Genomic DNA, 18,964 nt, shown 5'->3' with positions numbered 1-18,964 from the left:
CGTCCACCACTCCATAAGCAATCCACTCTCCAGTTTACGTAAAAAAGCCTGAGACTGCTTACCACAGGCTCAGGCTGCACAATTTCCATTAACCATGTTCGATTATGATTGCAGCTTTCCTGCACGAATGTCGTCCGTCATTCCAGCGTAAGGTGCCTGGGAAATTAATTGTTCGTTGTTCACACCTGCATTTTCGATGAACGTAATATCCGCAAATTCAGGAACCACATACTTCGGATACGTTTCATATTTTTCACGCGATTCTTCCATCAGCGGAATAAAATTGTTTTGGTAGCGAACCGTGATTTCTGGATGCTCATGTACCCATTTAGGGAAAAAGATAATGCCATGCATCCGTTTTTCCTCAGGCATAAAGTTCAGAGAAACGTCTGTGCCAGTCGGTTCGGTCCACGATACTTTATACACATTGTCTACCAGCTTCACCAGATTGACCTTCTGATCACGTACCCAGCGTCCGCCTACCATACCACTATGAATGCGATAATCAATCGTATCCTCATTTTTAATATATATTTCGTACTCCCAGCCATTCTCATAGGTGTAAATCATGTGACTGCCGATAAACTTGTCCATCTTGCATCCTTCTTTCCTTATTATGAGTTTGTGAATTGAACAGGACACCAAAACAATAAACAATTCATTCAAACATGTAAATATAAACATGTTTTAAGATACATATAAATTGTAGCGCTGTGATATACTATTGTCAAATACCCCATTGCGAGGAGAACTACGTTGAAACGCACATTGAAATATGCCATTTTGGGTCTGGTTCACAAAGAGGAAATGAGCGGCTACGATATTACAAGCCAATTCAAGCAGGAAATCGGGCAATTTTGGAGTGCCAAGCACAGTCAGATTTATCCCGAGCTCAAAAGGCTGACCGAAGAAGGACTCATTGAATTTCGTACCTCCATTACAGGAGCCAAGCTGGAAAAGAAGCTGTACTGCATCACCCCCAAAGGAGCTCAGGAGCTGACCGAATGGCTACTAAGCCCCAAAGAGTTACCGGAAACGGAAAAGGACGAGTTTATGCTCATGCTGTATTTCTCAGCAGCCATCCCCAAGGAAGAAAGCAAGCGCTTGTTCGAGGATCAGATTGCCAAACGTACAGATAAGCTCGAATGTCTGTATGAAAGTAAAAAATCCCTGCAACAGCTGGACGAGAACCTTCAAGTACCCGGCTCTAGTCAATTCGGTCATTATTTGGTGCTAAGCCGTGCCATTAATCGGGAAGAGAGCTATATTACGTGGCTGAAAGAAACGCTATCCCTGTTTGAAGAATAGCTGTTACAAAAAAGCCATTTCAGCAAAGCAGGATTGTCCTCTGCCTGCGAAATGGCTGCTTTCGTTATACTATTAATCAGCCCGTATTTTGGAAGCTCCATAGTCTTCAATGTGAATATCCGTGCTGACCTGTACCGGAATCGTGCTGAAGGTATTATCCCAATCCGCTTTGACCTTGTGCCATACTTGAGGATGCTGAATCCGCAGGGCTTCTCCGAAGCCTCCAACATCAGTACGTAATTCATGCATTTTAGCTACGCTTTGTTCTGCTAATGAGTTGACTTTTTCCTGGAAAATACTCTCTTGTTTGCCAAGCAGGCGGTTACTGCCCAAATCTTCATTCAGACTAAAATTTTCCGAAAGCCGTCCCTCTGAAGTCATTCGTACGCGAAAGGATATGTCCCCACCTTGTACGATAGCCTTAATGCTGCTTCTTACCTTTTTGATTTCATATACCATATTTTTCTTAGTTTTGGGATCAACCCCCTTTAAAGTCCCCCCGCTCAGTTCTCCTCTCATCCACATGAGCCCTTCGACCTCAGATTCATTCAGAAAACCACCGTATGTTTGCGTCTTTCCCTTGATAACTCCCGCGCCTGCCAGTTTGAGTCCCTTCTCCCCCGTAATGACATTAGGCAGAATAAAACTGCTTTTGGCCCTCATCGGTCCGATCACTTTGGCCAATGCAACCGGCTTTGCCAGCCGCGCATTCCGTTTGCGACTTACAAAGATATCCTTTAAGACATAAGCCGGAATTTGCCCTGGGATAATCTCCTGAAGCGCATCACTCGCCTTATCCGTACTAATCAACAATTGGACGCTAGGCCGGATATCGTTATCGCCCAAAAAAAAGTCAAGCAGCTCATACAGCGGAATTTTGCGAAGCAGACTGGAACTGATAATAACGGTTTTTAAATGAAATCCGATAGGAGGGCGATTGGTCCGTAATGAAATTTCTCTTATGATCTCAAAGATCGAATCCCCCGTTTCCTGAATATTAAAAAATTTTTTCTTTTGTGAAGAAGACCTATCAGAGCCGCCGCTTTGCTCTGGAATGATAAATTGAAAAGTTCCCGTAATTAACTCTTTTCTCGGATAATCTCCTCCTTTTTGTTTGATTTGCTCTTCTTGCGGAGATAGCTCTGCTACATCCATAGCAACACCTGTCTCCAGGTTCAAATCCTCCACCGGGGAGCTGCTCCAGCAGCCTGAAAGTGTACTGCATATGAGAATAGCCGCCATTCCAAGTAACCCCAAACGGACGCTCTTCATGATCCTACTCCCCTCCAGCGGGAAATAAGCAACAGCGGCAGAGGAAGCAGGGAGAACAACAAGAAAGCTGCATTCCCGAGGACTGTTCCAAAAGAAAACAACTCATTGAGGTTTCTGGGTATTTGGGACATGAGGTAAATGAACGGGAGCAAGATAAATAGAACCTTGGCATAAGAGACATTCAAAATCTGCGAAACTCCGATCGAAGCGCAGTATAAACCGATACTGAAAGTGTTAAAAATTTGCATAATCCAGATGGACAATAATAGGGATTCAAACCTTTCAAGCACCAGATACTCCACTTCAAAGCTGCGGGCCAAATCCAGAAAGGGCCAGGTTCTGGCCACGACTCCTTCCACTGAAAAAGCTCCAATACACAGGATCAAGGTGGCTGTATAAAAACTGACTGCGATTCCGATCCCCCATCCGATCGCCTTGGTGGCCTTCTCCGGTTTCTCCATACGACAAAGAACGATAAGCAGACACTCAATTCCCGTTAATGTCAGAGCAGTCGTCTTAACCGTTCTAAGTACTGGCATTACACCCTCCGATAAGACAGGACGCAAGTTATTCAATTCAAAAACATTTAGTCCCAGCAAGCATATCAACAAAAAGATCGCTGCTGTAATTGGGAATATAAGCTGGCATATCCTTCCTAATACACCCACTCCACCCATACACAAGTACAAGGAAGTCCACATAAAAGGGGCTGAAATAGCCCATGCCGGGGTTCCTTCAAGCAGAAAAAACGCCGTTACCTCCTCCACGGACCGGATTTCGTATGCAGCAATACAAACAAAGTAAATGACGATCACCGCGCCAATCCCTTTTCCAATGGTCTTGCCTGTTATTTTTTGAACGTACTGGTAAAATGTACTGTCTGGGAATCGTTGACTCAGTTTAATAATGATCCATCCGAGCAGAAAGGTTGCAGCCCCTGCTAAAATGATAGATATCCACACATCCGGTGTTTTTGCAACTTCAACCGCTACTCTGGGAAGGGTAAGCAATCCGGCAGCCAACATAAAGCTAACTACAATTGCCGTCGTTTGCAATGTTGTAATATGATCCATTTTTTTTCCGCGAGCCATTCTGATCCCTCCTATATTGAACTCATCCTCGTCGCTTCGGGTCTTTATGCTTTAATAGAATGGGTCTGTTTTTCATAAATTGAAACGGTGCCCGCAGGAGGTAATCTTTCCAGTCCCTCAACGAACGGGGAGCCATCAGACTAAGGAACGGAATGCCAAAGCTCTGCAACTTAGCCAAATGAATACTTATCACCAGAAAACACATGATGACTCCATACAAACCGAAGGTGGCTGCCGCGAACATGACTGCAAAACGGAGGACACGCATGGAAATGCCAGCACTGTATACAGGCGTAGTAAAAGAAGAGATGGCTGTAATAGCCACCACAATGACCAGAATTGGACTTACAATCCCGGCATTGACAGCTGCCTGTCCAATAATCAGACCGCCGACAATCCCCATTGCCGGACCAATGGGTTTGGGCAGCCGAATTCCTGCTTCCCGCAAAATCTCGATGGCAATCTCCATAATCAGCGCTTCGACGAGCGTGGAAAAGGGAACACCCTGTCTTGCACTAATAATGGAAATGACCAGCTTGGTCGGAATCAGTCCGGGATGAAACGAGATAAAGGAAATATAAAGCGCCGGGGTGAACAAAGATAACGAAGTTGCCATGAAACGAAGAAATCGAATCAGCGACCCTGGTATCCATCGTTCATAGTAATCTTCAGGAGACTGGAACATCATCCCGTACGTGACGGGCACAATGAGCGCAAAGGGCGTGCCATCCAGCAGAATTGCCACACGTCCCTCCAGCAATGCGGCCATGACCCGATCCGGTCTCTCTGTGTTCTGAATATGCACAAACGGGCTAAGAAAGTTATCCTCTATAAGCTGTTCTACATAGCCCGACTCCAGCACCTCATCCATATCAATGGTCTTAATCCGCCGCTTTACCTCATCTACAAGCTCAGAATCAGCGATATCTCTGAAATATACCACCATTAGTTGTTTTTCCACTCTTTTGCCGACTTTAAAGGATGACATCGCCAGTTCCGAACTTTCCCCATGTCTGCGGAGCATTGCCGTGTTATCGCTGAGTGTCTCCGTAAAACCGATTCGCGGTCCTCGCAGCACCGACTCTGATATAGGCTCTTCAACTCCTCGATTATTCCCCTTGGGTGTACCCAGCACAAAAGCACCCCGTATACCTTCGATTATGAGGATCACTGAACCAAACAACACCTTTCGCAAAGCAAACTGTACATCATACGTACATTCTGTCTCCGACACAAGCATGATCTGGCGAATAATCATATTGGAAAGCGCTTCTCCTTGTGGAAGCGCCTCCTCCTTTTGCTCGGATCTCCCCCAATCCATCAGTGGCTTTAAAATGTTCTGGTCCATACCCACCTTATCCGTTAAGCCATCCACAAAAAAAAGGGTACATTCAGCATCCAGATTTTCCAAAAAAATAGGACGTTCATTCACGTCCGCCATATCTGCGGTTGCTTGTTTCATTTTATCCACATTGGCTTGGTAGTCTGCGGTAAAGCCTTCCCCTTCCTTCTCATCTGCAAAGGTATTATGATCTGCATGTTTCGAGCGATCCTGTTCCTCCAGCAGCTTCAATCGCTCCCTGCGTCTGCTTTCCCGGCCATCCAGATTTTTGATTTGCTGTACCGCCAAGAAGATAAGCAAAGGCACAATGAACAAAAATAAGGCCTCAATCCACTCAGTCCAATTAGGCACGTGTTTTATGATTACCTTCCACACGTTCATTCCTCCTTGAATTCCACCCGATTTGTATATAGATTTACCTGAATTAGAAAAAAGATGCATGAAAGATGAGGCAGATGGAACAAATTTATTTACTCACAAAAGGAATAAAAAGGTGAATTTGATAGATGAGCTGTAGTGCCAAAAGTGGAAAACCATGATAATATCTATTCATTCTATGACTAATGTCACAAATTCGTTGAATTCGTGAGCCATTATGTGAATCTAAAAGGAGCTGTAGGTATGAAGAATCATTTTTGGAAGAAGGCCGCCGTATTGAGTCTGCTGGCGGTCATTTTGTTAGGAGGAACGGCGATCAGCCCCAATCAGGCACATGCAGGTTATGAGCCTTATATTGGGGAAATTACGGTGTACCCGTACACGTTCGCTCCTAAAGGCTGGCTAAAATGCGAGGGCCAGCTGTTGCCCATTGCTCAGTATTCAGCTTTATACAGTCTGCTGGGTACGAATTTTGGCGGTGATGGAGTACGTACATTTGCATTGCCTGACTTGCGTGGAGCTTCTCCGATGCCGAATGTAAATTACTACATGGCTACCGAAGGGCTATATCCGTCCCGCCCATAATATGAGCACGCTCAAGTGATAGGCTATTTAATAAAGAAGAGGTGATAGCGTGCTCGAAGGAAATAACTTCACACGCAACAAATTAACCCCCTACCGTGTGCTGGTTCCACTGCTACCATTCATCAGCGGTGCGGCATTGCTCATAGGGACCAACGAAGTCGATGCTGCCGGTTGGGAAAATGTTGTGTTTAACAAACCGGCTACATCCAGCGGTTACACCCAGCCCTATGATCCCTCCAGAGCTGTCGACGGGTCAATTGAACCGACAAGCCGCTGGTATCAAGCGAGTGACGGTGAAAAGTGGATTCAGGTAGATTTGAGAGACTGGTATATCGTGGATCGATACGTTGTTACAGGTATGGGTGTCCTTAATGGGTGGCAAGATCAGCGTGATCCATATAGTTTCCGACTACAGACGAGCAGCAACGGAATTAATTGGGCGACTGTGGATACTGTGCAGAATAATGTGAGTTCTAATTTTCAAAAGAGCATTAGTCCTGTAACCGCAAGATATTTACGATTATATATTGATCAAGGAAATGCCAGAAACAATCAATGGGCTTCCATCATGGAATTCGCTGCTTATGGGGAACAATTACCCGTTCCACAAGCTCCGGGTCATTTTACAGGTACCAAAAATGGAAATACAGTAGAATTAAGCTGGGAAGCCGTTCCTTATGCAACCTCATACAAAGTCATGCGAGACAACGTAACGCTCTATACAGGCAGCTTAACCCAGTTTATAGACACTTCAGCATTGCCGCCAGGTGAAGCAGTTTACACGGTCCAGGCCGTGAATGCTAAGGGGGAGAGCACTCCCTCAGAGGCCAAAGTAATCCTACTTACCGATGCCGAGAAAGTCGTACAGGCCAAAACCGCCCTAGCTTTAGGTCTCGCACCTGGAGATACGGTGGAGTCGGTATCCCAAAAGCTGACACTGCCACTCACTGGGTTGAATGATACGGCGGTGAGCTGGAGTTCGGATACTCCTGACGTCATTACGAACGAAGGAACTGTAATACGTCCGCGGTACGATTTGGGTGATCAAAAGGTAAAACTGACAGCAACAATTACAAAAGGAACCGCCTCGGATACCCAAACTTTTGAAGTTACCGTTTCGAAGATGACTGCTCAAGATACATTGAATCAAGCAGCAGATGCCCTATCGCTGGGTGATTTGTCTGCAGTACAAGAAAATGTATCTCTCCCTGTATCCGGGTATGGTGGAGTGCAGATCGAATGGTCCTCGTCCAAACCTCTTGTCATTGCAGCAGATGGAACACTCACCAGACCTTCCTATAGTAATGGAGATACGGATGTTACCCTAACGGCTACCCTGCAACTTGCAGGCTTAACAAAAACAAAGGACTTTACTGCACACGTACTCCGTCTGCCGATGAGCGACACTGAAGCCGTGGACGCAGCATACCAAGCACTTGAACTGCCGATAACGACAGTAACCGGAGACGTATATTTGCCAAAAGATGCTCTGAATGATGTTCAGGTGTCATGGTCATCGAATCACCCCGAGTTCCTCGATCATACTGGACATGTAACATTTCCATCCTATGTACAGGGCGATCAGACCATCATGCTGGAAGCGATTGTGTCTAGAGGCGTAGTTGAGCTTCGCAAAACTTTCAGTCTGCTCGTACCCGCATTGCCCGTAAGCGCTGATGAAGCAGTGAATTTGGCGGCAAATACACTGAATCTGGATTACCCGCAAGGGATAAAGGATTCCATTGCCCTTCCTCGTTCAGGGGCATTCGACACCCGGATCGACTGGTCGTCAGACCAACCGGATATCCTCAGTGACAGCGGTCAGGTAAATCGTCCTAAATATACAGACGGTGATGTGAATGTACAGTTAATTGCTATTATTTCTAAAGGTACCGCCTCTGCTCAAAGAGCATTCACGCTTACCGTGCTGAAGGCATTGCCAAATACACCTTATGTACGATTAAACGGCAATAATCCAATTGTACTGGAAGCAGGTGACAGCTTCACTGATCCAGGAGCCAGTGTACTGGACAGCGTATACGGCAATATTCTGGTTCCTGACCTTTCAGGTGTCGGCAATGTCGATACGAATGTTCCTGGTGTATATGTATTGAACTATACTTATAGCGACAATGGAGGCTGGACCGCAGAGCCGGCAGAACGCCGTATAAACGTGATTCCTCGTGCTGTTGCGGTCGCAGCAGGCCATGAGGATACTGCATCTGTGATCGTCACAAATGCTCTACCTGGCGCACGGCTTGAGCTATACAATGCTCAGCAGGAGCTTATAGCAGAAGGAATCGCTTCGAGTGAGGGAAAATACACATTTTCACCTGTACCCGAAGGAGCCAGCTACTATGTGCTGCAGAACGTAAATGGCATGAAGAGCGCACCCTCTGTGCTAGTATATCCGCAAGGGTTAACCGCGCAGCGTGTAGCGGATTCCATCACAAGCATACCTGCCCCTACCACAAGTGATACACTGCTTAGGTTGCCTGCTGTACCTGATGGCTTCCGTGTAACCATCAGCAGCAGCAGTCAGCCAGACATCGTGCGTACTGACGGAACTATTTTTAAAACAGACACTCCTGCCGTTGTAACTGTTCTGCTGGATGTCATGAAGGTAAGCGATGGTTCTCATGCTTTGACTCAGGCCTTAGAAGTCATCGTCCCTGCTAAAGTGACAGTGGACACAGGCAAGTCTAACAAAGATAAGAATGAGGATCAGGAACTGTCTGCTGGCATACCACAGATTAGTTTTTCAGAGCAAGGAAAAACAGTCTCCCTCTTTGTTCCTTCGGCGGCGTTTCTGGATGAACAGATCCAACAAGCACTTCGCGAAGGCAAGGCCTACGCCGATATTCGCTTAGAGCAGGAAAAGCAACTGAGTCGTGTCCTTCTGACTCATTCTATACTGAATAAATGGGATCGGATTGGAGCTTCGGTGATCTCACGATATGGAACACTGATGCTATCGAGTGATACACTAGCCAGCATGGGCGCCTCAGGTCAGGAGGACGTTACCATCTCATTCCAGCAGTCGGATCAGCAATTCCGCGCTTGGGCCGAGCAACAATCCAACCTGAAGCTAATAGGATCGGCTGTAGAAATTAAAGCTAACGTGACCGGTACTTCGTCCATCGTTCTGCCGCTAGATAGCGAATCCTCAAGTGAATTGCAGAATGTGAAACCCCAATTCTCCATTCTTGTAATGTATGAAAATGGTGAGCACGACATTTTAAATGGCACTGCTGTGATGAACTCACAAGGGATTGTGTCGGGTGTGAGTGTGAATACGCCTCGGTTAGGTACTTTTGCTATCGCCATCTCTACGGACGCGTCTCAAGTCGATCAGACCGGTATGCAAAATGACCAAATCAATGCGTCAAATTCACAAGAGCCAGCCCCGGTATGGCCAGACCTACAAGGTCACTGGGCAGCGAAGTCCCTCCAATCTCTCGCAGCCAAAGGCTGGATGCAGGGCTACAAAGACGGCAATATGCGCCCTGAGCGTGCAGTAAGCCGTGCAGAATTTGTAGCCATCTTGATTAGGGCTTTAGGAACGACTGGAGACGAGAGCCAGTCTACCTCATTTACAGATATGAAGGAACACTGGGCTGGATCAGCCGTGGAAGCTGCACACCGTCAGGGATGGATTCAAGGACTAACTGCCCAGACGTTCGGACCTGATGAGAGCCTTACCCGTGAACAGGCGATGGTGATCCTGTCACATGCGATGCAGAATCAGACATCTGTTATCAGCCCTACAGGATTGCAATCCTACAAGGATGACCAGCAGATTGCTTCCTGGGCTTCTACAGCATTCGAGAATGCCATAGGTTCGGGTTGGATCAGCGGGTATCCTGATGGAACGCTCAAACCGAAGGCTGCCATTAGCAGAGGCGAGATGGCTGAACTGCTGGTACGTATTTTCAAATAAAGTAGTGAAAGACATGCAAAACTATAGAGTACACACAAAAGCGCGGTCCCAGGCTATTTGGGAACCGCGCTTTTATTCTCGATATTTTATAAAGCGATGCTTGAGCATTCACCCTTTTCACTTCCATAAATATATTATGAATATCTGTAAAATGGGGCGATTAACCATCTGTCACCTCACAGTAGGAAGATTGAGGAGGAGATATTTGAGCATGAAACATAAAAGATCGTTCAGATTCAGTGGTTCTTCAAAAAAAGACGAGGATTGCAAACCAACAAGAGAAAATAGAAATATCGAAGCACTTCTCAAGCTTATTCATGAATTAACCGCGATCATCCCTCTTGTATTCGCAAACCCTTCTGCGGCTAATGTATCTTTATTACAACAAATTTTAAGACAATTGCTGTCTCTGGGGAAAAGTTTGAGACTTAGGGGCGGAGGTAAGGCAGATTTACTGGCGGCGTTGGAACTTGCTATTGTAGCATTAGAAGCCAGGCCTTTCTCCCCGATCAGCGTAGGTACTACATTACAGCAACTGCTGGATGCCCTATTGTCCATCGTTCTACAGGAATCCCTTAATCCAACTTTCAAAGACAGTTTAATTCGTGCAATCAGAACTGCGGGAACAACGGTTAGCAACGCATTAAGTGAACCGTATTTGTCTGGAGGGCCCGGCCCACAAGGGCCTCCGGGACCTGTGGGGCCTGGCGGGGCGCCAGGTCCAGCAGGTATTCCGGGGCCACAAGGACCTCCGGGGCCTATCGGAGCACCTGGACCTGTCGGACCCGCTGGGCCTGCCGGACCTGCTGGGCCTGCCGGACCTGCTGGGCCTGTCGGGGCCGCGGGACCTGTCGGGGCCGCTGGACCTGTTGGGGCCGCTGGACCTGTCGGGGCCGCTGGGCCTATCGGAGCCGCGGGACCTGAAGGACCTGCCGGGCCCGCCGGGGGTGTGACAGGCGCCACGGGTGCTACGGGCGCCGATGGGCTACCAGGTGCGGTTGGCGCAGTTGGACCCGCTGGGGCCACTGGACCGACTGGCGCTGATGGGCTGCCAGGTGCGGTTGGCGCGGTTGGACCCGCTGGAGCCACTGGGCCGACTGGCGCTGATGGACTGCCAGGCGCAGTTGGCGCGGTTGGACCCGCTGGGGTCACTGGACCGACTGGACCGGCTGGTGCTGATGGGTTGCCAGGTGTGGTTGGCGCGATTGGCGCGGTTGGACCTGCTGGAGCCACTGGACCGACTGGCGCCGATGGACTGCCAGGTGCGGTTGGCGCGGTCGGTGCTACGGGTGCAACAGGTGCTGGCGGAGCTACCGGAGCCACAGGGGTTACGGGCGCCACCGGTTCAGGAGCAATCATCCCGTTTGCTTCGGGAGGACCTGCTATACTGACAACCGTTCTTGGTGGTCTGGTAGGTACTACCAGCCTGATCGGCTTTGGAAGCTCCGCAACAGGCATTAGCCTCGTAGACGGAGCCATTGATCTTACAGGTACACTTGTAGGACCACTCATTAACTTTGCCTTCTCCGTTCCACGTGATGGTGTGATTACATCCCTTGCTGGATATTTCAGCACCACGGCTGCACTAACCCTCATAGGTTCATCTGTAAGCATCACTGCCCAGTTGTTTAGTTCCCCAACCCCCAATAACACTTTCATAGCGGTTCCCGGAGCCACCGTTACATTGGCCCCTCCACTGACTAACATCATTGCTTTAGGAACCACCTCTAGTGGTATTGCTACTGGATTGGCTATACCCGTAACCGCGCAAACCCGTCTGCTTTTGGTCTTTTCCGCCACTGCGACAGGAGTTTCTCTCGTCAACACCGTGGTGGGGTACGCAAGTGCAGGCGTTACCATTACCTGATCCAAAACGAAAATGGCTCCACAGGATTGTTCCTGTCGAGCCATTTTTATTTACATTCATCAGATAAACTAAACCGTTTCGAGCGATATTTTCACTTCTTCTCCCTCTTCGCGAACGGCAAATGTTTTGATTTGCCCATGATCAGGCTCTTGAACGACGCCTGTTTGCAAATCAATCTTCCAGTCATACAAAGGATCATAAATATAATGACCAGATACTATTGCCTCTGTAAGGGGACCTCCCTTGGGGTGAGGATTGCTATTCTCAACAGCATATAATTCATTATCTGAAGTGCGGAAAACAGCAATTTCAGCACCTTTGACGTGGATAGTACGTCCTATTCTGATCGGAAAATCCTTACTATGACCGACAACAAGCCATTCGGCATTCTTAATCATTTGCTTGCTCGCTTCCTTCCTCAGTCATTTTAGATACAATTACACAATAGATGGGGCGACAACCTCAAATAAATTTTTGCGTGTATTCTCATCATTGATGATTTTTTTCCACGGGTCTTCGACCTGTTGTAGTGCAAATTCAATGCGTTCTATTAAAGCTTGTCGATTAGCTGTATCGTGAACGACAGCCTTCTGAATCTCTTCCAGACCGATCCGTTCCACCCACTCCGAAGTACGTTCCAGGTATTGTCCTGTTTCCCGGTAAAATTGCATCACGCTTCCTACGATATCTATCAATTCAGCGTCGGTTTTTACCTTACAGAGTGAATCAGCCAACCGTGCTTTAATACCGCCGTTTCCACCGATAAAGATCTCCCAGCCTCCATCATTACCTACGATTCCGATATCCTTTGTGCATGACTCTGCACAGTTCCGTGGACATCCGTTAACCGCTAGTTTGAATTTTGCCGGGAAATCCAATCGTTCAAATTTCCGTTCCAGCACTTCTCCCATTCCCATCGAGTCCTGTGTACCAAAACGACAGAATTGCGATCCAACACAGGTTTTAACTGTACGAAGTGACTTCGCATACGCATATCCCGAAGGCATATCGAGTTCTTCCCACACTTTAGGCAGATCCTCTTTACGGACACCAATCAAATCCAGCCGTTGTCCCCCGGTTACTTTAACGACTTTAACGTTGTATTTAAGCGATACATCGGCAATTTTCTTCAAATCTTCTGGAGTCGTTACACCGCCGTACATTCTTGGCACCACTGTAAACGTTCCATCCTTTTGAATGTTCGCGTGCAATCGCTCATTTACAAACCGGGAATCTCCCTCATTTTCATAGGTATCCGGGTTAATCATACCCAAGTAATAATTCAGTGCCGGGCGGCATTTGGAGCAGCCTTCATCATTATGCCAACCCAGTACATTCATTACTTCACGCGTAGTTGTCAGCCCTTTGGTTTTGATCGCTTCCACAATCTCGTCCCGGCTCAATGTGGTGCAGCCACATATTCCCTGTTTGGCTGACATCTTAAAGCTGTCTCCAAGAACATATTGCAAAATTTGCTCAACAACTGGCTTACATCCTCCACAGGAACGCGTAGCTCCAGTGCATGCCTTAATTTCATCGACGGTGGTTAGCCCATTTTCATTGATCGCGTCCACAATCGCCTTTTTAGTCACACCGTTGCAGCCGCAGACAATTTCATCGTCCGCCATCGTTTCAGCGGATGACGTTTTCGCTCCGTGATTACCGCATCCGGTACCCATAAGCTGTCCATAGATCTCATCTGTCATCTGCGTTTGCTGACGTACATATTTTTGCAGACTAGCAGATTCGCTCACATCACCGAACAGTACAGTACCAACAATTTTATTATCACGAAGCAGCACTTTCTTGTAGGTGCGTTTCCACTCATCCTTCGCTACAATCACCGTATGTTCAGGCTGGGTTATGAATTCGCCAGCTGAGAAAACATCTACCCCTGAAATTTTAAGTTTGGTGGAAACTACCGAGCCTGCATAGCCTTCGGTATCCGCACCCGCCAAATGTTTGGCAATTACACTTCCCTGTTCAAACAATGGAGCTACCAAGCCATAACAGACACCACGGTGTTCAACACATTCCCCTACCGCGTATACATCCGGCATGGAGGTTCTCATCAAGTCATCGACCACAATCCCGCGGTTTGTTTCCATACCACTTTGCACAGCTACCTGGATATTAGGCTTAATCCCAACAGCCATTACGACCAAATCTGCTTCCAGCTCTCTTCCATCCGAGAAACGCAGTCCTTGTACCCGATCCTGGCCGTACACTTCCGCAGTTTGCATCTGCATAGCAAACTTAATTCCCTGGCGTTCCAGTTCTGCTTTCAACATCGCAGAAGCTTCCCGGTCTAACTGACGTTCCATCAGATCTTCCATTAGATGAACGACCGTAACATCCATCCCCAGATTGACCAAGCCTTTAGCTGCCTCCAGCCCCAATAGACCTCCACCAATAACAGCTGCCTTTTTATAGGTCTTCGCCGCCTCCAGCATTGCCGAGCAATCTGCAATATCCCGGAAGCCAATAACGCCCGGTAACTCTTTGCCCGGAATAGGCAGAATAAACGATTGTGAGCCGGTAGCTACCAAAGCCACATCGTAATCGATTTCCAGTCCGTCTGCGGTGTGAATCTTCTTGTGCTCACCGTCGATGCTTTTAACCATTTTTCCTGTATATAAAGTAATCCCTTGATCCGCATACCATTGCAAATCGTTCAGTATAATATCATCTATTGTTTTGCTACCTTCCAACACATAAGAGAGCATAATCCTGTTATAGTTCGGATGCGGCTCACTTCCGAGGACTGTAATTTCATATTTATCTGTTAATTTTAAAATCTGTTCGACCGTATTGATACCAGCCATCCCGTTCCCTATAACTACAAGCTTCTTCTTACTGTTTATCATATACCGGTTCCTCCATTCATTCGACGCTACTTCCTATCCGACGACATCTCTACGTTTCTAATGAATATTGTTTATGCTTCTATTCTAATGCAGTAGATAGGTGGATATGTGATCACAATCACAATGTAGTTAAAATTATGAATATTTAGGGATTTCCCTATTCTATTTCAAGGGATAAAGGTAAACCGGAAATCATAGCAGTGTCAGCGCATGAATCTTTCCAATTCATGTGTAAATATAACCGTTATAAGGAATACTTTATGAACAACTTATATCTTATGGGAAACTGAATTGTTTGGAGGTAATCATCATGTGGTCTAAAATCATTCCTTATCTTCCTAGCTGGAGCACACTCTTTCAAGCCAGCCTCGCGTTGTTTATTCCTTTAGGAATTTATTATATAAACACCTCACTTTATTCGTTTGTCGGCAGTAAGGGAGCCAAATCCAAACATTCTTCCGGTCATCCACTCTCTGATCAACATAACGAAGGGCACACTGATCAGCATGAACCGAGCTCCAAAATAACAGGAAATTATGATGCCGACTTACAAGCAATTCGTGAAGCTATAGGTGGAAATAGTGATGTGCATTTTCGTGAGTTTATGATGAAGAAATTTCAGGCTCGGTCCGTGTTAGTCTTCATAGAAGGTATGCAGGATGAAAAGCTGATGAGCGAACAGGTAATGGAGGTCTTGATGTTCGGCGGCCCGCAGGGTCAGGATCAACAGGAACAACCGAAAGGGGTAAGTAACTCTTTTATAAAAGAAAGCTTGATGCCACTTACCCAAATCAGTGAAGTGACCCGTATGGAGGAACTGCACGAATTCATCCTTTTAGGCCATACCGCCTTATTAATTGAAGGCATGAAGGAAGCGCTCCTGGTGGGCTCGCCTAATGGCGCTATTCGCTCCGTTAATGAACCAACCTCTGAGTCGTTGCTTCGGGGACCCAGAATCGGTTTTACAGAAGTATTGAGTGAGAACACTTCGATGCTTCGACGCCAAGGTTTAAATAAAAGCCTGGAAATGAAGAAATTCCAAGTGGGCAGCAGAATCAAAAAGGATCTCGTTATCGCGTATATAAACGATATTGTGAATCCAGACCTTCTAGAAGAAGTGAAGCGTAGAATTTCAAAAATAGACATGGACTTTTTACCTGAGTCTGGTTATGTGGAACAACTCATTGAAGACAATTATTTAAGTCCGTTCCAACAGGCTCATAATACAGAGCGTCCCGACCGTGTTATTAGTGCTTTGTTGGAAGGCAAAATTGCGATCTTACTGGACGGTACTCCCTTTGCACTTATTGTCCCGGTGACCTTCAGTATGCTGCTTCAATCTCCCGAAGACTATTATGAGCGATGGATTCCAGGATCACTTTTACGCCTGCTGCGATTTACCGGAGCTTTTATAGCGCTTATGGGGCCTGCTTTGTACATTTCTTTTATATCGTTTCATCCTGGTTTGATTCCGACCAAGCTGATCATTAGCATTATTGGAACCCGTCAAGGCGTCCCTTTCCCATCGGTCATCGAGGTCATGATTTTGGAAATCTCTATTGAAATTTTACGGGAGGCCGGCATTCGCTTGCCCAAGCCCATCGGTCCTGCAATGGGTATTGTGGGAGGCTTGGTTATCGGTGACGCTGCTGTCAATGCGGGCATCGTTAGCCCATTCCTGGTGATTGTAGTTGCAGTTACTGCCATTTCTTCGTTTTCGATACCGACATACAGTGCAGGTATTACCTTGCGCCTCTTGCGTTTCGTCGGCATGTTCTTTGCAGCAGTCCTGGGCATGTTTGGAACCATTTTGTTCTTTCTGTTAATTTGTATCCACCTGACAAAGTTGAAAAGCTTTGGCGTACCGTATGTAACTCCAATTTCCCCCATGCGCCTAAGCGATTGGAAGGATTTATACATCCGGGTTCCTATATCTCTCATGAAACGAAGACCTATTATGATGAAAACGCAGCAAGGCAAGCGCAGATCATGATCCCAAGACGAAGGAGGAGTTATTGTGTTTAGGCGCTCTGATGATAAGATCACAACGAAGCAGGCGGCTATATTCCTGACCAATACCGTATTGGGCGCAGGGATTTTGACACTGCCAAGAGGTGTAACTGAGCAGGTACAAACTCCTGATGCATGGCTTTCTGTCCTCATCGGTGGATGTATTGTCATATTCGTCGTCTGGGTCATGGTGAAATTAAGTCAACAGTTTCCTGGAAACACCGTATATCAATACTCCAGAAAAATTATAGGCAAAATTCCGGGAGGATTCTTAAGTGTGCTATTAATTATATACTTTATAATCATAGCCGGCTTTGAGATTCGTGTATTAGCTGAAGTAACTATATTTTACCTACTCGAAGGCACACCTATATGGGCAATTGTGATTCCATTCATCTGGGTAGGAAGTTATTTGGTTATTGGTGGTATTAACCCCATCGCCCGGCTGTATCAAATTGTACTTCCGATCAGTCTCTTCTTTCTGCTTATCTGTTTTCTTTTTAGCTTAAGGATATTTGAAATTGATCATCTGCGTCCCGTATTGAGTGACGGGATTCTCCCCGTCATCAAGGGGCTGAAATCGACTATCCTTGTTTTCACTGGTTGTGAAGTCGTTATGACACTCGTCGCTTTTTTGCAGTACCCCGAAAAAGCATTTAAGGCCATGGCAGCGGGCATCAGTATTCCTATGACTCTGTACTTTCTGACCGTATTTATGGTGATTGGCGGGCTATCGGTGGATTCTACAGTGACAAGTACTTGGCCTACCATTAATTTGATGCGCAGTTTTGAAATCTCCGGATTTCTTTTTGAACGTCTGGAGTTTCCGTTGCTGGTAATCTGGATGATGCAAATGTTCTGTAATTTTTGCAGTTTTTTCTTCAATGCATCCTTAGGTGTCTCACAGGTGTTTGGTATTAAATATCGTTATACAATTTTTGGATTGATCCCGCTTATCTTTATTTCCACGATGACTCCTATTCGTATGATGGAAGTGTTTCGTCTCGGCGACGCGATCGGGTACATGGGGATTGTATTATTTTTTATGGTACCGGTATTTCTCTCCATCGTTGTGCTGATCAGAAAGAAGGGAATGAAGCAAAATGTGTAGACGGCCTATCCTATCTGTACTGCTTGCCTTCATTCTTTTGGTGACCCAAGTTGGCTGCTGGAGCAGCAAAGAAATAGAGGAGCTTAGCATATATACAGGATTGGCTCTCGATCGGGGGGAGCTAAGTCCACTGGAACAGGAGCTGGAGAGGAAAGGTAGCCGATACTTCAAGAAAAACAAAATTACGGCCAGCATACAAATCGTACCCAAAAAATCATCTGGAGGCCCGAGCCAGAAAGGCGGTGGCGGAGGACAAGAACCAAACTATAACAACATAACTAGTACAGGAGATTCTTTGCTTGAAATCTTTCGACAACTATCTCTTCGTTTGGATCGCCCCATTATTGGCCACCATCTAAAGGTCATGGTCATTTCCACCGAACTGGCAAAACAACAGACGATCCAGCAATTGATGGATTTTGTGCTGCGTGATAATGATATTCGTCCAAGTTGTGTTGTTTTTTTAAGCAAGGAACAAGCAGCTGACACCTTAGTTACCAAATATAAGGGCGAGATTCCATCCATTCACATTTTGAATATGCTTCGTAACCATTTTAGAACCAGTAAAGTTATGAGGGGGGTTAATCTGTCTGAATTGGATGGGCTAATACATTCAAAAAAAACCTATATACTACAAAACATAAGTGAATCCGAAGGTGAATTGGAACTTTCAGGTGCTGGCATTATCAAAGGCGATACCGGTCACTGGATCGGTGCTTTGGGACAACAAGACGTGGAGAGTATTGGATGGATTAAGGGTGATGTGGAGGGCGGAGCTATCAAAACGTATGACAAGCATAATGAAGCCATAACTTATGAAATCAAATCGGTAAAAAGCAAAATAACAACTAAAGCGGCCGATGGCGACGACATCTCATTTCATGTAAAAATTGAATCCGAAGGACGTTTAATCGAAAACTGGGATGAGAAGATAGACCCAACGAAAACGGGAAACACAAAAGAAGCTGAACAAGAGTTTGAAAAACAAGTGACTCAAAATATTAAATCTCTTATGCACAAATTACAAGCTGAATATAAAGTCGATGTTGCCGGTTTTGGTGATCACCTAAAAATTGAAAAACCACAGGTGTGGAAAAAGGTAAAGGATGACTGGGATTATAAGTTCAGTAAAATCCCCGTAACCTTTGATATTAAACTTACCATTACGGATTTAGGTTCCTCAGCTGAATGAA

At 46.2% G+C, this 18,964-nt stretch carries 13 protein-coding genes; 7 read left to right on the top strand and 6 right to left on the bottom strand.

All coding sequences use genetic code 11. The features are described from left to right. Positions 1-102: 102 nt before the first annotated feature. Positions 103-594, bottom strand: coding sequence for a phenolic acid decarboxylase (locus ABEW32_RS13110; protein ID WP_430188290.1), 492 nt, complete (start codon positions 592-594; stop codon positions 103-105). 162 nt (positions 595-756) lie between these two features. On the opposite strand from ABEW32_RS13110, the gene ABEW32_RS13105 reads away from it, so the two are divergent. Beyond that, complete coding sequence (locus ABEW32_RS13105; protein WP_430188288.1) at positions 757-1,308, top strand: PadR family transcriptional regulator; 552 nt, start codon at positions 757-759, stop codon at positions 1,306-1,308. A 72-nt stretch (positions 1,309-1,380) separates the two neighbouring features. On the opposite strand, the gene ABEW32_RS13100 is transcribed toward ABEW32_RS13105, so the two are convergent. From ABEW32_RS13100 to ABEW32_RS13090, 3 genes are read right to left on the bottom strand one after another with little or no spacing between them, the layout of a single operon-like run. Beyond that, positions 1,381-2,580 (bottom strand): Ger(x)C family spore germination protein, encoded by a 1,200-nt coding sequence (locus ABEW32_RS13100; protein ID WP_430188286.1) that lies wholly within the window; start codon positions 2,578-2,580, stop codon positions 1,381-1,383. Then, complete coding sequence (locus ABEW32_RS13095) at positions 2,577-3,671, bottom strand: GerAB/ArcD/ProY family transporter (RefSeq protein ID WP_430188284.1); 1,095 nt, start codon at positions 3,669-3,671, stop codon at positions 2,577-2,579. Before ABEW32_RS13095 ends, ABEW32_RS13100 begins: the two co-directional genes overlap by 4 nt. 22 nt (positions 3,672-3,693) lie before the next feature. Next, entirely contained in the window at positions 3,694-5,394 is a 1,701-nt protein-coding gene (locus ABEW32_RS13090; protein WP_430188282.1) for a spore germination protein, read from the bottom strand. Between the two features lie 240 nt (positions 5,395-5,634). Between ABEW32_RS13090 and ABEW32_RS13085 the strand changes: the two genes are divergently transcribed. The 3 genes from ABEW32_RS13085 (at position 5,635) to ABEW32_RS13075 (ending at position 11,783) form a co-directional block, all read left to right on the top strand. Further along, positions 5,635-5,976 (top strand): tail fiber protein, encoded by a 342-nt coding sequence (locus tag ABEW32_RS13085; protein ID WP_430188281.1) that lies wholly within the window; start codon positions 5,635-5,637, stop codon positions 5,974-5,976. Between the two features lie 49 nt (positions 5,977-6,025). Beyond that, complete coding sequence (locus ABEW32_RS13080) at positions 6,026-9,916, top strand: immunoglobulin-like domain-containing protein (RefSeq protein ID WP_430188279.1); 3,891 nt, start codon at positions 6,026-6,028, stop codon at positions 9,914-9,916. Positions 9,917-10,127: 211 nt separating this feature from the next. Further along, a complete protein-coding gene (locus tag ABEW32_RS13075) occupies positions 10,128-11,783 on the top strand; it encodes an exosporium glycoprotein BclB-related protein (RefSeq protein ID WP_430188277.1) in 1,656 nt (551 codons plus the stop codon). 68 nt (positions 11,784-11,851) lie between these two features. On the opposite strand, the gene nirD is transcribed toward ABEW32_RS13075, so the two are convergent. Both nirD and nirB read right to left on the bottom strand, forming a co-directional pair. Continuing rightward, positions 11,852-12,181, bottom strand: coding sequence for a nitrite reductase small subunit NirD (gene nirD / locus ABEW32_RS13070; protein WP_430188275.1), 330 nt, complete (start codon positions 12,179-12,181; stop codon positions 11,852-11,854). Positions 12,182-12,220: 39 nt separating this feature from the next. Continuing rightward, entirely contained in the window at positions 12,221-14,650 is a 2,430-nt protein-coding gene (nirB, locus tag ABEW32_RS13065; protein ID WP_430188273.1) for a nitrite reductase large subunit NirB, read from the bottom strand. Positions 14,651-14,960: 310 nt separating this feature from the next. Between nirB and ABEW32_RS13060 the strand changes: the two genes are divergently transcribed. Genes ABEW32_RS13060 through ABEW32_RS13050 form a run of 3 tightly spaced genes read left to right on the top strand, consistent with a single transcriptional unit; the run spans position 14,961 to position 18,963 of the window. Next, complete coding sequence (locus tag ABEW32_RS13060; protein ID WP_430188271.1) at positions 14,961-16,643, top strand: spore germination protein; 1,683 nt, start codon at positions 14,961-14,963, stop codon at positions 16,641-16,643. Between the two features lie 24 nt (positions 16,644-16,667). Next, positions 16,668-17,771 carry a GerAB/ArcD/ProY family transporter gene (locus ABEW32_RS13055; RefSeq protein WP_430188269.1) on the top strand — a complete coding sequence of 368 codons (1,104 nt, stop codon included), beginning with the start codon at positions 16,668-16,670 and terminating at the stop codon, positions 17,769-17,771. After that, positions 17,764-18,963, top strand: a complete 1,200-nt coding sequence (locus ABEW32_RS13050; protein WP_430188267.1) for a Ger(x)C family spore germination protein — start codon at positions 17,764-17,766, stop codon at positions 18,961-18,963. The genes ABEW32_RS13055 and ABEW32_RS13050 overlap by 8 nt, the downstream gene beginning before the upstream one ends. The last annotated feature ends 1 nt before the right edge of the window (position 18,964 follow it).

This window comes from Paenibacillus jamilae (assembly GCF_050482105.1).
Classification (GTDB): domain Bacteria; phylum Bacillota; class Bacilli; order Paenibacillales; family Paenibacillaceae; genus Paenibacillus; species Paenibacillus jamilae_B.
Note: the sequence above shows the minus strand (reverse complement) of the source record. Positions and strands in the feature narration are given on the sequence as shown.

Bases quoted from the DNA above. Each gene is read 5' to 3' on its own strand.
- ABEW32_RS13110 (WP_430188290.1), bottom strand. From the start codon at position 594: ATGGACAAGTTTATCGGCAGTCACATGATTTACACCTATGAGAATGGC.
- ABEW32_RS13100 (WP_430188286.1), bottom strand. From the start codon at position 2,580: ATGAAGAGCGTCCGTTTGGGGTTACTTGGAATGGCGGCTATTCTCATA.
- ABEW32_RS13095 (WP_430188284.1), bottom strand. From the start codon at position 3,671: ATGGCTCGCGGAAAAAAAATGGATCATATTACAACATTGCAAACGACG.
- ABEW32_RS13090 (WP_430188282.1), bottom strand. From the start codon at position 5,394: ATGAACGTGTGGAAGGTAATCATAAAACACGTGCCTAATTGGACTGAG.
- ABEW32_RS13085 (WP_430188281.1), top strand. From the start codon at position 5,635: ATGAAGAATCATTTTTGGAAGAAGGCCGCCGTATTGAGTCTGCTGGCG.
- ABEW32_RS13075 (WP_430188277.1), top strand. From the start codon at position 10,128: ATGAAACATAAAAGATCGTTCAGATTCAGTGGTTCTTCAAAAAAAGAC.
- nirD (WP_430188275.1), bottom strand. From the start codon at position 12,181: ATGATTAAGAATGCCGAATGGCTTGTTGTCGGTCATAGTAAGGATTTT.
- nirB (WP_430188273.1), bottom strand. From the start codon at position 14,650: ATGATAAACAGTAAGAAGAAGCTTGTAGTTATAGGGAACGGGATGGCT.
- ABEW32_RS13060 (WP_430188271.1), top strand. From the start codon at position 14,961: ATGTGGTCTAAAATCATTCCTTATCTTCCTAGCTGGAGCACACTCTTT.
- ABEW32_RS13050 (WP_430188267.1), top strand. From the start codon at position 17,764: ATGTGTAGACGGCCTATCCTATCTGTACTGCTTGCCTTCATTCTTTTG.